This window comes from Agrobacterium sp. (assembly GCF_032092815.1).
Lineage (GTDB): Bacteria > Pseudomonadota > Alphaproteobacteria > Rhizobiales > Rhizobiaceae > Agrobacterium.
In genome coordinates this window covers 11362-24313 of record NZ_DAMDBP010000015.1, presented here as the reverse complement: position 1 = coordinate 24313, position 12952 = coordinate 11362, and the positions used below count along the sequence as shown (strand labels likewise).

Sequence of the window (12952 nt, the reverse complement as noted above, 5' to 3'; positions counted from 1 at the left end):
TGATATTCTAACCGAGATCGAGAAACGGCAAGACTTCTGGATGAAGACATTCGGCACGATGCCGAAACTGCGCTTTGCCCTGCATGGTGGCCCGGTTATCACGGCTGAAATTGGCGTCGATCACCACAAGATCACCTATTTCGGCGATACGGTGAATACCACTGCCCGCCTTGAATCGCTGAGCAAGATGCTCGGTCATCCGATCCTTATTTCGTCAGATCTGATACACCGCCTTTTGCTGCCAAAGGGCGTCAAAAGCGAATATCTCGGTGAACACGCCGTCAAGGGTCGTGGCCAGACGCTGGGCGTCTGCGCACTGATAAAGTCCTGAAGTTTCATTAGGAAATCCGCATTTTCCACGGGGGACCGGATTTCTGCTTCAATTCCCCTCCCATAATAAAAGCTTCACCAAAGCTTCAAGCTCCCATCACCTGAATTTCACAAAGCCTGCGTACCCGACACGACGTTATATGTGTCAACCGACAGGTGATTTGATGACCAAGACCCTTCTTGCTTCTGTTGCAGTTTTTGCAATTTCTGGCTTTTCGGCCATTGCCGCTGAAAAGGAATTTCCGGCCAAACTCGTTTCGCACGCCATTTTGCCTGCCAACACCATTATTCCGGCACCGGCAGATGCACCTGAGCATCTCAAGACATCTGCCAAATTTACCACGGCAGATCGCAAGCGTGCTGAAGGTCTTGGCACCGTTCCCGGCAAGGATGGCGTTCGCCCAACCGGCCTTTCCATGCCGTTCGACGGTCAGGCCATGCAGGGTTTTTCAGGCATCAAGGCCATGGAAGACGGTACATTCTGGAGCCTTTCCGACAATGGATTCGGTTCAAAGATCAACTCCAGCGATTCCATGCTGATGTTGCACCACCTGTCATTTGACTGGGATGCCGGCAAGGTGAATGCGCTTGAAACCGTGTTCCTGTCCGATCCTGACAACAAGGCGCCCTTCCCGATCGTCATGGAAGGCTCCGACAAACGTTACCTGACCGGCGCTGATTTCGATGTCGAATCCATCCAGCCGGTTGCCGACGGTTTCTGGGTCGGCGAGGAATTCGGACCTTATATCCTGAAGTTCACCCGTGACGGAAAGCTGACCGATGTCATCGCCACCAAGGCAGGCGACATCGACGTCAAGTCGCCGGATCATCCAACCCTGACGCTGCCGGGCAATCCAACTCAGAAGATGCCTGCCTTCAACCTGAAGCGCTCTGGCGGTTATGAAGGCATGGCCATGTCCAAGGACGGCTCCAAGCTGTACGGCATGCTGGAAGGTCCGCTCTATACCGCCGATGGACAGGTCGAAAAGACCGAAGACGGCGCAACCGGCCTGCGCATCATCGAGCTGGATGTTGCCTCCAAGGCCTGGACTGGCCGAACCTGGCTTTATCCGCTGGCAGAAGGCGGCGAAGCGATCGGCGACTTCAACATGCTGGATGAAACCACCGCTCTGGTCATCGAACGCGACAATGGTGCCGGCACTGCCGACAAGGCCTGCGCCGACCCGAAGAAGCCTGAGACAAACTGCTTTGCCGTGCCGTCCAAGGTCAAGCGTATCTACAAGATCGAGTTCAATGATGCTAATCTTGGCAAGGCCGCCCGCAAGATCGGGTACATCGACCTGCTGAAAATCTCCGACCCTGACAACAAGAAACGTCAGGGTGGCGGCGAAGGTTTCTACGACATGCCATTCGTGACCATCGAAAATGTCGACCGCGTTGACGCAACACACATCATCGTGGGCAATGACAACAACCTGCCCTTCTCAGCCGGTCGCGCACTCGATAAGGCAGACGACAATGAATTCGTTCTGCTTGAGGTCAAAGACCTGCTCGACGCCAAGTGACTTTCGAAAAAGTCATTTGAAACTGGAAACGCCACCATCCCATGATGGCGTTTCTCATTCTGCATTTTTATCCTTGATGCCAGCGGCGACCTCGACCTTGCGCAGAAGCCAAAGCACGATAATGCCGGTTACAGTCGCAACAATGGCCAGAAGCCACACACCTAGCCCGACCGACAGACCGATGGCCGCAGACAGCCACATGCTGGCACCGGTTGTCAGGCCTTTGACATCACCCTTGGTGTAAACCACCACACCGGCCGCCAGAAATGCGATGCCTGCTGTCACCGCTTCGACGAGACGGATCGGGTCCATCTGCGCAGCACCACTGGTGGTATCGATAGTCTCCATCAGATGCAGGGTGACGACGCTGAAAACAACGGCGGCAAGTCCAATCAGCATATTGGTGCGCATGCCGGCTGTGTTGCGCTGAAATTCTCGCTCCAGGCCGATCAGCCCACACAGCATCGCGGCTCCAACAACCCGCAGCAACAGAATTTCGACCGGAACAACGAGCGACATGTCAAACTCGTCAGCAATCGATTGCGGTATCATGCAGGTGTCCTCATTTGCGTCTCGATTTATGACAAGACGCAAATGAGATTTTTGTTCCGGAAGCGTTTTATTCGAAGACGAAAGCCAGTTTTTTGCCGGTCAGCTTTGCCAGCTGCTGCAAGCGGCCTTCAAGGCGTTCACCTGCAAAATCGCAGTAGTCATGCGGCACCACAAACTCCAGATCGAAAGCAGGATTTTCCGAAGCCCGGAACCGCAGGTGATCGATGACGCCAGGCATGGAGGCCGAAAATAGATAAACGACCCGCAACATGCCGCCCACCAGCTTGGCCAGTTCCGACAAGCGGTCACCGGCAATCGCCGTCAACGGTTTGGTGGTGCCGTCATCATTGAGGCCCTCGAAACGATAGTAGTTGGCAAGTGCTATATAGGCGCGGCCGGGATGGCTGATGCCAACAAAGGACGAATGGGCAATGATGTTGACCGCCTGCAGACCGCGGTAATCCGGATGCGCGCGCCAGCTGATATCGGCCAGCAGGCAGGCGGCACGGCGATAACGGCTTTCTTCCACCGTTTCCTCGATGCCGAATACCGGCACGGTGCGACCGCTCCAGTCTTCCAGTTCGCGCGCATGTTCGGGCGAACGGGCACGCAGGATAGCCAGTTCATCGGCTGCGACCAGCAATGGGTCGGTATCCTGATCCTCTTCGCTGAGCAGCGAATAGAGATAACCTTCACGTACGCCTTGCGCTGAGAACACCACCTTGGCCGGTTTCATCGCCTCGAGGACTTCGCGCATGGCAATGGCGCCATAGGGCAAAAGCGAACGACGGCTTTTCGAAACGGCCTGCCAGGCGGGATCCTTGGAATCCTTGGCGGCAATAACATCATCGAGGAAGGCCAGCATCTCCTGCAATGGCACCTCATATCCCTGCATCATGTGCAGTGGATATTGGCGAATTTCCATATGCAGCTTGGCGATGCTGCGCCAAGTGCCGCCCACCGCATAGAAGGTGCGGCCTTCGCCCTTGGACAGAAGCTTGGCGGTTTTGATCTGCTTTCTGGCAAAGGCAGATGCCTTTTCAAGCGAGCTGCCGGAGGTTTCCGAAAGACGGATGCCGCCGAGTGGCAGGGTTATGCCCTGACCGCAGCTTTTCCCCTTGATGTCGATCAGCTCAAGCGAACCGCCGCCCAAGTCACCGGCAATGCCATCGGGATCGTAAAAACCGCTGATGATACCATAGGCCGAATAAAGCGCTTCTTTTTCGCCGGAGAGGACTTCGATCTCGCAGCCGAGAATGTTTTCCGCCTCGCGGATGAAATCCGGCCCGTTGCTGGCTTCGCGCGCCGCAGCCGTCGCCAGAACATAAAGTTTGTGGGCCTGGGCCTGTTCGGACAAAGCGCGGAAACGGCGCAAGGCGCCAAGCGCCCTACTGACGCCTTCGTCGTCCATGCGGCCGGTAAGTGCCAGCCCCTTCCCCAGTCCGCACAGTACCTTTTCATTGAAAAGGACCGCAGGCGCGCGGGACAAACCTTCATAAACGACGAGACGAACAGAGTTCGAACCAATATCGATGACGGAAACGGGGGCGATGCCTGTCAGCCGCCCCTGTGCTTCTGATCTTGTCATTCAGCCTGTTTCTTGCGAGCCGAAATTAGACCCGCGATCAGTTTTGGCGCACTGGATTTCAAGGCTTCACCACGTCCGGAAAGGCTGGGATTGGTCATGAAGTAGTGCTGCGCGTTGAACGGTTCCTCGCCCTTGCGCACCTCAATACGCCTGGACGTTCCGTCGGCAAGTATCTCGTAGCTCTGCTGGTTGTCAATCAGGTTACCCAGCATGATCTGTGAAAGAACCTGTTCGTGCACCGTTGGATTGACCAGCGGCACCAGCGTTTCAACACGTCTGTCAAGATTGCGCGGCATCATGTCTGCCGAGCCAATGTAAACCAGCGACTTTTCCGAAGGCAGACCATAACCATTGCCAAAGCAGAAGATACGGCTGTGCTCCAAGAAACGCCCAACGATGGATTTGACGCGAATATTTTCCGACAGGCCTGGTACCTGTGGACGCAGGCAGCAAATGCCACGAACAACCAGATCGACCTCAACGCCCGCTTCACTGGCGCGGTACAGCGCGTCGATGATTTCAGGGTCCACCAGCGAATTCATCTTCATCCAGATGGCAGCAGGCGCGCCATTTCTGGCATGCTGAATTTCATCGTTGATGTGCTTGATGATACGCGGACGCAGCGTGTAGGGCGAAACGGCCAGTTTCATGCCCTCTTCCGGCTCACCATAACCGGTGATGAAGTTGAAGATATTCGCCATATCATGGGCGATCTTCGGGTTACAGGTAAAGAAGGAAAGGTCGGTATAGATCTTGGCGGTAATCGGGTGGTAGTTGCCCGTTCCAAGGTGGCAATAGGTGCGCAGCTTGCCGTCTTCACGGCGCACGACCATCGACATCTTGGCGTGGGTCTTCAGTTCGATAAAGCCGAACACCACCTGCACACCGGCGCGTTCAAGGTCACGTGCCCAACGAATGTTTGCTTCTTCGTCGAAACGGGCCTTCAATTCGACCAACGCCGTGACTGACTTGCCGGCTTCTGCAGCGTCAATCAGCGCGCGAACAATCGGGCTGTCGTTGGAGGTGCGGTAAAGCGTCTGCTTGATAGCCAGAACGTCAGGATCGCGAGCAGCCTGCAGCAGGAACTGCACCACCACATCGAAGGATTCGTATGGGTGGTGGACCACCATGTCCTTTTCGCGGATCGCTGCCAGGCAATCGCCGGCATGTTCACGCACACGCTCCGGGAACCGGGCATTATATGCGTCAAACTTCAGCTCATCGCGCGGTGCCTTGACGATTTCGGAAATGGTATTGAGCGCCAGAAGGCCGGGCAGAACGGCGACACGGTTTTCCGGCACGCCCAGTTCATGAACCACGAACTGACGCAGATATTGCGGCATTTCGCTGTCGGTTTCGATACGGATGACCGAACCGCGACGACGACGCTTCAGCGCGCTTTCGAAGTAGCGAACCAGATCTTCCGCTTCTTCCTCGACTTCCAGATCGCTGTCGCGGATCAGGCGGAACGTGCCAAAACCCTTGACGGCATAACCGGGGTAAAGCCTGTTGATGAACAACCCAACCACATCTTCCAGCGTGATGTAACGGATGGTATTGCCCTCATCCGGCAGGCGGATGAAGCGGTCAAGCGCTGGCGGCAGGCGCAAAAGACCGGTCATCGGTTCGCGGCCATGCAGGCTTTCCAGCTGCAAAACCATGGAAAAACCAAGGTTCGGGATGAACGGGAACGGGTGCGCAGGGTCGATACACAACGGGGTCAGAACCGCAAAGATCCGCTCTTCAAACTCCGTTTCCAGCCAGACGCGATCCTCATCGGCCAGTGCCGCTGGACGCACGATGTAGATATCTTCTTTCGCCAGATACTGCTGCAGAACGGCAAGAGATGCCTGCTGCTCCATCTGCAGATTATCGATTTCTTTCAGAATGTCCTCAAGCTGCTCGGCTGGCGTCTTTCCATCCGGCGTTCTGACGGTGATGGACTGGCGCACCTGCGCCTCCAGACCGGCGACGCGCACCATGAAAAATTCATCAAGGTTGGCAGCAGAAATGGACAGAAAGCGCAAACGCTCCAACAGCGGGTGCGAGGTATTGAGTGTTTCTTCAAGAACGCGACGGTTGAACTGCAACCAGGAAAATTCGCGGTTGATAAAACGTTCAGGACTATCCCACAAAGGGCTGCGCTGAGGAATTTCCGTAACGCCCTGATCGTGATTTTCCTGCACCGCCGAATCCATCAACAACTCCACCCGTAAAACATTGATCTGCCATTATAACAGTTTGACGACGGAACTGTGACAGTCAATCGTCGTCAACGTCATTGCCTGGTTCGTTTAAAACTTCTGCAGCCAGAGCGCGTGTTATACGGATGCCACGGGCAAGCGCCAGCCGGTCCAGCTTATCCACAATCGTCTGCGCCGCATCAAGCGAACGCTCCATGCGTGCCACGATATAGCTGATAAGTTTGTCATCCATGTAAAGCTGACGATCAGCAAATAGCTTCATCAAAACCTGCGCCAAAAGGTCTTCGTCAGGCTCACCGATTTCCACAACCGTCGCCGCCTTCAGGCGCGAACGAAGGTCGGGGAGCGTGACCGGCCAAGATGATGGCCAAAGCCGTGTGGTGATCAGAAGCGAGGTGCCGTTTTCACGCACACTGTTGATGACGTGAAACAGTTCCGTATCGTCAAAACCGTTGCGGTCGGCATCCTCGAACATCACTGGCCCGTTTTCCGCCTTGCGAGCGGCGTGGCTGCCTGCCACAGGATGAATGTCGGCAGCACCTGTCTTTTCCCGCCAGATATTGGCGAGATGCGATTTTCCCGAACCGATCGGACCGGCCAGAATGACAACCGGCGACGGCCAGTTGGGCCAGGCATCAACAATCGATACGGCAGCATTCAAAGGCGCAGACACGAGCAGATCGTCCCGGCTTGACGCCGTGACATGAGAAAAGACGAGTGGAAGCTGCTCGGCTTTTGGCCGAGCACGGTCAGGATTTTGTGGGTCGTTCATTTCTGGCTCTGTATTGTCGTCTTGACGGGTGCGTCATCCTGTTGCCCTTCCCAGGGCAAGGTTTGCGCACGTCCGTGGTATAAATCGCTTTCAAGGTATCGTGACAGGGCAAACCGCACGAGAACACCAACTGCCGCCGCAGCCGGGACCGCGATCAGCAGGCCAACGAAACCGAACATCGCGCCGAAAGCAAAAAGCGCGAACATCAACCATACCGGATGCAGGCCAACGCTGCCACCCACCAGTTTAGGCTGGAGAATATTGCCCTCCATGAACTGGCCGGTGAAATAAACGCCAAGCACAATGGCAATCGATACATAGTCTGCACCGAACTGCACCAAGGCCACACCGCCGGCGATCAGCAGGCAAAGCGTTGCGCCAACGTAGGGAATAAAGCTCAGCATGCCGGTTGCAAAACCGATCAGCAGACCAAAATTCAAACCAGCCAGCGACAGGCCGACAGCATAATAGATGGCAAGGATAAGGCACATAGAGCCCTGCCCGCGCACGAAGCCGGCAATGGTTGTGTCCATGTCAGAAGCAATCTGGCGCACGGTATCAACATGGTCCCGCGGGATCCAGCTATCGACCTTGTTGATCATGCGATCCCAGTCGAGAAGCAGGTAGAACGCAACGACTGGCGTCACCACCAACAGCGACACCACATCGACCAGCGACTTGCCGGAGTTCCAGATCTGCGTCAGCAGCGTGCCAATGAAACCAGCGCCTTCGGCCAGCAGTTTGGAAAAGTTCTCGCGGATGGATTCGACCTGTGAGGCGACCCATTCCGGCAGGATTGTCGAGCCCGTGCCGGCAACAAGCTGCTGCAGAGACGAGATATAACCAGGGATACGGGTGATGAAATCGGAGGCCTGCGCCACGACCACCGGAATGATGATGATCAGCGACAGGGCAAACAACAGCACGAAGGCAACGAGAATGACCACCGTCGCCATCATGCGGCTCAAGCCCCTGCGCTCCAGCCAGTCCGCCACCGGATCCAGGAAATAGGCGAGCGCCATGCCTGCCACGAAAGGCAGAAGGATGGAGCTGAATACCATCAGGAAGACGATAAATATCGCGAGCGCGCCAATCCAGAAAAACACCTGCCTGCGCAAATGTGTGCCACTGATATGAGGTTGCATCATCGGTTCCTTGTGGCGCAATCGCCTTTGCTATCCATCAGGAGATAGGATGCACCTACCGGAACGGTCAAGAGTTGATCGGCTTTAACGAGGCAACCATGCCACCGAACTAAGGAAAACGTGGTCAAACCCGTGAAAAAGCGGCATTAAGGCAATGCTCACCCTTGCATAACACCCCGGCTCATGCGAAGGGCACGCGAAAAGGCGATAGCGGAGACAACAGCCATGAGCCAGTCCGGCAAGAACGGTCTTACCTACAGCGATGCAGGCGTGGATATTGACGCCGGAAACCTGATGGTCGAGAAAATCAAGCCTGCTGTACGCTCCACCCGCCGCCCCGGCGCTGATGGAGAAATTGGCGGCTTCGGCGGTCTATTCGATCTGAAAGCCGCAGGCTTCACGGATCCGGTTCTGGTTGCGGCCAATGATGGCGTCGGCACCAAGCTGAAGATTGCGATTGATGCGAACTATCACGACACCGTTGGTATTGACCTTGTTGCCATGTGCGTCAACGACCTGGTCGTGCAGGGTGCAGAACCTCTGTTCTTCCTCGACTATTTTGCGACCGGCAAGCTTGATCCGGATCAGGGCGCGGCCATCGTATCAGGCATTGCCGCCGGCTGCCGTGAATCGGGCTGTGCGCTGATTGGTGGTGAAACCGCTGAAATGCCTGGCATGTATTCCGACGGTGATTACGATCTGGCCGGTTTTGCAGTTGGTGCAGCCGAGCGTGGCCAGCTTCTGCCAGCTGGCGACATTGCCGAAGGCGACGTTATTCTTGGCCTGTCCTCGTCGGGCGTTCACTCCAACGGCTTTTCGCTGGTGCGCAAGATCGTATCGTTGTCCGGTCTCGACTGGGACGCGCCTGCCCCCTTCGCGGATGGCAAGAAGCTGGGTGAAGCCCTGCTCACCCCAACCCGCATCTATGTAAAGCCACTTCTCAAGGCGATCCGCGAAACCGGCGCATTGAAGGCCTTGGCCCACATCACCGGTGGCGGCTTCCCGGAAAACATTCCGCGCGTTCTGCCAAAGCACCTCGCTGCAGAAATCGACCTCGGTTCGATCAAGCTGCCTTCCGTGTTCTCCTGGCTTGCCAAGACCGGTGGCGTTGCCCCGCATGAAATGCTGCGCACCTTCAACTGCGGCGTTGGCATGATTGTCGTCGTTTCGGCTGAAAATGCCCATAAGGTTACCAACGTGCTGACTGCTGAAGGTGAAACCGTATTTCCGCTTGGCCGCATGATTGCCCGCAATGAAGGCGACCATGGCACGGTTTACAAGGGTACGCTTGGTCTATGAGTAAAGCCGCCTCGCCTGCCCGCAAAAAACGGGTTGTGGTTTTTATTTCCGGTGGCGGCTCCAACATGCTGGCACTGGTGAAGGCATGCGAGGACCCATCTTTTCCGGCGGAGATAGCCTGCGTTATCTCCGACAAGGAAACGGCGGGCGGTCTCGAAAAGGCCAAGGCGCTTGGCATTGCCACCCTTGCCTTCGAGCGCAAATCCTTTGCCAGCAAGGCCGAGCATGAAAGCGCCATTTTGGGCGCGCTGGCCGAGATCAATCCGGATATCATCTGCCTTGCCGGTTACATGCGTCTGATTTCGGGTGATTTTATTGCGCCCTATGAAGGCCGCATCATTAACATCCACCCGTCCCTGCTGCCACTGTTTCCGGGTCTGCATACCCATCAGCGCGCCATTGAGGCAGGCGCGAAGATTACCGGATGCACGGTTCATTTTGTCACAGAAGGCATGGATGAAGGTCCGGTTATCGGCCAGGCTGCCGTGCCTGTTCTGGCGGATGATACGGCTGACAGCCTTGCAGCGCGTGTGCTGACGTTGGAACACCAGCTTTATCCACTGGCCTTGAAGCGTATCGCCGAAGGCAAGGTGCGCATGGAAGGTGGAAAGGCAATCTGCGAAAGCGGCGCCACGGACGCTACCTCGTTCATCATTTCCGCATAAGCGGCTGAGTACCCAAACGGTCGCTTTACCGCGACCGCTACCGCCGTTTTTTTAAAGTGTCTGTCGGTTCAGCATTGCCCATTGCAGCAGAATGATCGTCTTGGCGTCGATAATTTCGCCCGTTGAGATCATCGCGAAGGCATCATCCAGCGAGAACGCCAGAACCTCGAGGTCTTCGCCCTCGGTGTCGAGACCGCCGCCCTCACCAGCCTTGATATCCAGATCGATCCTGCCGAAAAACAGGCTGACCTTTTCCGTCAGCGTGCCGGGGCTGGCATACATGTCGAAAAGATATTGCACGCTTTCCACAGCGTAGCCGCTTTCTTCCATCGCCTCACGGCGAATGGCATCTTCGGCATTGTCGTCATCCAGCAGGCCGGCAGGCACTTCCAACAGGAAGGCAGGCTCATCATTCATGAAAACCGCTGGCCGGAACTGGCGCACGAACACCACCATGTTGCGCGCCGGATCATAGAGAAGAATGGCGGCAGCGCTGCCATGGTCATGCACTTCACGGTCAATGCGGATGACGCGGCCATCAGGCATTTTCTGGTCGAACACCAGCGTCTGCATATGCACGAAGCGTTTCCAGACGGTTTGTTTTTCAACCAGCGTGATCCGGCCATCATCATTGGCTGTCAAAGACGCGCCATTTACCTGCTTATCCACCTGCATCTCCGTTTTTCGACCGCTATCCGGTCGGCGATGCCGTAACATCGGTTTTTATCATCTTCATGGCATGGCCCAAGGGGGCGCCACGGCTTATTCTTTTCGCAGCCACACCTTGTTGTCGTGGAATGCCGCACCGCCATAGGGTGCTGCGGAATCAGCACCGGTCAAGACATTGATGCCCTCACCGTCGAGATGCGCCTTGTTTGGCCACAACCCTTCGGCGATCAGCACACCGACACGCGCGCCGGCAACGATCTTGGCGTGAAGCCGGACTTCGCCACGTTTATTGCCAATGCGCACGACATCGCCATCAGCAATCGCAAAGGTCTCGGCATCCTCGGGACAGATCATCACCTCAGGGCGACCTTCCTTTTGCAGCGACGTTTTGGTTTCGCTGAAGGTCGAGTTGAGGAAGTTACGGGCTGGCGAAGTGGCAAGCCGGAATGGATGATCGGCATCGGCCGTCTCGATGACATCGACCTGATCGGGAAACTGCGGCAACTGATCGATCGGCCCCATCAGGCCAACATTCTCTGGTGGCTTGTCCGGCGACGGACCGTTGCGCCAATCCGGGCTGAAACGGAATTTTCCATCCGCATGTCCGAAGCCCTGCAGATAATGCGCGACCTCAAAGGGTGGCTGCGCGTCAATCCACTTGTCTTCCAGCAGGGCATCAAAACCCGGCCAACCGCTCGCCGACAGAATACGGTCGACATGTTCGCGTGCCGTCAGGCCAAAACCTGGCATATGGCTGACACCAAGGCGCTTTGCCAGCTCCTCAATGACAAACAGGTTGGCGCGCACCGTTTCAGGCGGCTCCACCAGCTTGGGACCCAGAGTAATATGGTTTTGGCCGCCAGCGCGGTAGATATCGTCATGTTCCAGGAACATGGTGGCAGGCAACACGATATCGGCCAACTCTGCCGTTTCCGTCATGAACTGCTCATGCACGGCGACGAACAGGTCGTCCCGCATGAAGCCCTGCTTCACCAGCCGCTGTTCGGGCGTCACATTGATGGGATTGGTGTTCTGGATCAACATTGCCGTGACCGGTCCGCCATGGCGAAGCGCTGCGGCATCTCCGGTCAACACACGGCCAATCTGCGACTGGTCAAGCTGGCGAATATCCGGATCAGCATAGGCCGTGCCCATCAATTCGGATTTGTCGAGGCGGAAGATTTCACCATTGTTGTGAAAGGCACCACCGCCCTCATATTGCCAGGAGCCAAGCACCGTCGCGATGGACAGGGCGGCATGCATGGCAACTGCGCCATTGCGCTGGCGGGAAAAACCGTAACCCAGGCGGAAGAAGCTCTTTTTGGTCGTGCCAACCAACTGGGCAAAAGCCTCGATCTCCTCGACCGACAGGCCGGTAATTTGCGAGGCCCATTGCGGTGTCTTGCTTTGCAGATGCGCTTCAAGTCCGGCGGGGTCATCGGCAAATTTGGCCATATAGGCGCGGTCTGCGTACCCATCGCGGAACGCAATATGCATGACTGCACAGGCAAGTGCCGCGTCGGTTCCGGGTTTCAGCACCAGACCCAGATCGGCCTGTTTCATGGTCGGGTTGTCGTAGATGTCGACCACGACGATCTTTGCGCGTCGTTCCTTGCGTGCCTTGACGGCGTGGGTCATGACGTTGATCTGCGTGGCGACCGCATTGGTACCCCAGATCACCACAACATCAGCCTTGGCCATCTCGCGGGGATCTGGCCCACGTAATGCACCGGTACCCATCACATAACCGGTCCATGCCGTGTTGGTGCAGATGGTGCCGAAAAAACCGGAATACCGTTTGGCGTGACGCAAACGCTCAATGCTGTCGCGCTGCACCTGCCCCATGGTACCGGCGTAAAAATAGGGCCAGATGGCTTCCGAACCATGGGCCGCTTCTGCCTTCACGAAGGCATTGGCAATTTCATCCAGCGCATCGTCCCAGCTGATTTCCTGCCATTCACCAGCCCCTTTGGCACCCTTGCGGCGCTGTGGCGTCATCAGCCGGCCGGGATGATAAATCCGCTCGGAATAACGCGCCACCTTGGCGCAGATGACGCCGGCAGTGTAAGTATTGCTATTGGCACCGCGCACACGGCCAATACGCCCTTCAGAGGTAATATCCACCTCAAGAGCGCAAGCGGAGGGACAGTCATGCGGACAGACAGTGTGTCCGACGGTGGATTTGGCAGAAATCTGGGTCGC

General features: G+C 56.4%; 11 protein-coding genes. 4 read left to right on the top strand and 7 right to left on the bottom strand.

Going from position 1 to position 12952, the window contains the following annotated elements; all coding sequences use genetic code 11:
* The coding region (locus RT613_RS11185) for an adenylate/guanylate cyclase domain-containing protein (protein ID WP_313615363.1) at positions 1–331 on the top strand (331 nt) is incomplete at its 5' end.
* 163 nt (positions 332–494) lie between these two features.
* The gene (locus RT613_RS11180) at positions 495–1856 is read left to right on the top strand and encodes an esterase-like activity of phytase family protein (protein ID WP_313615361.1); all 1362 of its coding nucleotides are present in this window, start codon (positions 495–497) and stop codon (positions 1854–1856) included.
* A gap of 54 nt (positions 1857–1910) precedes the next feature.
* Here the strand turns inward: RT613_RS11180 and RT613_RS11175 are convergent, their stop codons facing one another.
* The 5 genes from RT613_RS11175 to RT613_RS11155 all read right to left on the bottom strand — a co-directional run bounded on the left by RT613_RS11175 (position 1911) and on the right by RT613_RS11155 (position 8117).
* A complete protein-coding gene (locus RT613_RS11175) occupies positions 1911–2405 on the bottom strand; it encodes an MgtC/SapB family protein (protein ID WP_313615500.1) in 495 nt (164 codons plus the stop codon).
* 70 nt (positions 2406–2475) lie between these two features.
* Positions 2476–3996: an exopolyphosphatase gene (ppx, locus tag RT613_RS11170; RefSeq protein WP_313615359.1), complete on the bottom strand. Its 1521-nt coding sequence runs from the start codon at positions 3994–3996 to the stop codon at positions 2476–2478.
* Complete coding sequence (locus RT613_RS11165; RefSeq protein ID WP_313615358.1) at positions 3993–6194, bottom strand: RNA degradosome polyphosphate kinase; 2202 nt, start codon at positions 6192–6194, stop codon at positions 3993–3995. Before RT613_RS11165 ends, ppx begins: the two co-directional genes overlap by 4 nt.
* A 64-nt stretch (positions 6195–6258) precedes the next feature.
* Complete coding sequence (hdaA, locus tag RT613_RS11160) at positions 6259–6972, bottom strand: DnaA regulatory inactivator HdaA (protein ID WP_313615357.1); 714 nt, start codon at positions 6970–6972, stop codon at positions 6259–6261.
* On the bottom strand, positions 6969–8117 hold the full coding sequence (locus RT613_RS11155; RefSeq protein ID WP_313615355.1) for an AI-2E family transporter: 1149 nt from the start codon (positions 8115–8117) through the stop codon (positions 6969–6971). Before RT613_RS11155 ends, hdaA begins: the two co-directional genes overlap by 4 nt.
* Before the next feature lie 225 nt (positions 8118–8342).
* Between RT613_RS11155 and purM the strand changes: the two genes are divergently transcribed.
* Both purM and purN read left to right on the top strand, forming a co-directional pair.
* Entirely contained in the window at positions 8343–9416 is a 1074-nt protein-coding gene (gene purM, locus RT613_RS11150) for a phosphoribosylformylglycinamidine cyclo-ligase (RefSeq protein WP_313615353.1), read from the top strand.
* Entirely contained in the window at positions 9413–10081 is a 669-nt protein-coding gene (gene purN / locus RT613_RS11145; protein ID WP_313615351.1) for a phosphoribosylglycinamide formyltransferase, read from the top strand. The genes purM and purN overlap by 4 nt, the downstream gene beginning before the upstream one ends.
* Positions 10082–10132: 51 nt before the next feature.
* Here the strand turns inward: purN and RT613_RS11140 are convergent, their stop codons facing one another.
* On the bottom strand, positions 10133–10750 hold the full coding sequence (locus tag RT613_RS11140; protein ID WP_313615349.1) for an NUDIX hydrolase: 618 nt from the start codon (positions 10748–10750) through the stop codon (positions 10133–10135).
* Positions 10751–10843: 93 nt separating this feature from the next.
* Positions 10844–12952: molybdopterin oxidoreductase family protein (locus RT613_RS11135; RefSeq protein WP_313615347.1), on the bottom strand; the 2109-nt coding region annotated here is incomplete at its 5' end.

Excerpts from the sequence above, each read along its gene's own strand:
- RT613_RS11180 (WP_313615361.1), top strand. The coding sequence starts at position 495 with ATGACCAAGACCCTTCTTGCTTCTGTTGCAGTTTTTGCAATTTCTGGC.
- ppx (WP_313615359.1), bottom strand. The coding sequence starts at position 3,996 with ATGACAAGATCAGAAGCACAGGGGCGGCTGACAGGCATCGCCCCCGTT.
- RT613_RS11165 (WP_313615358.1), bottom strand. The coding sequence starts at position 6,194 with ATGGATTCGGCGGTGCAGGAAAATCACGATCAGGGCGTTACGGAAATT.
- hdaA (WP_313615357.1), bottom strand. The coding sequence starts at position 6,972 with ATGAACGACCCACAAAATCCTGACCGTGCTCGGCCAAAAGCCGAGCAG.
- RT613_RS11155 (WP_313615355.1), bottom strand. The coding sequence starts at position 8,117 with ATGCAACCTCATATCAGTGGCACACATTTGCGCAGGCAGGTGTTTTTC.
- purM (WP_313615353.1), top strand. The coding sequence starts at position 8,343 with ATGAGCCAGTCCGGCAAGAACGGTCTTACCTACAGCGATGCAGGCGTG.
- purN (WP_313615351.1), top strand. The coding sequence starts at position 9,413 with ATGAGTAAAGCCGCCTCGCCTGCCCGCAAAAAACGGGTTGTGGTTTTT.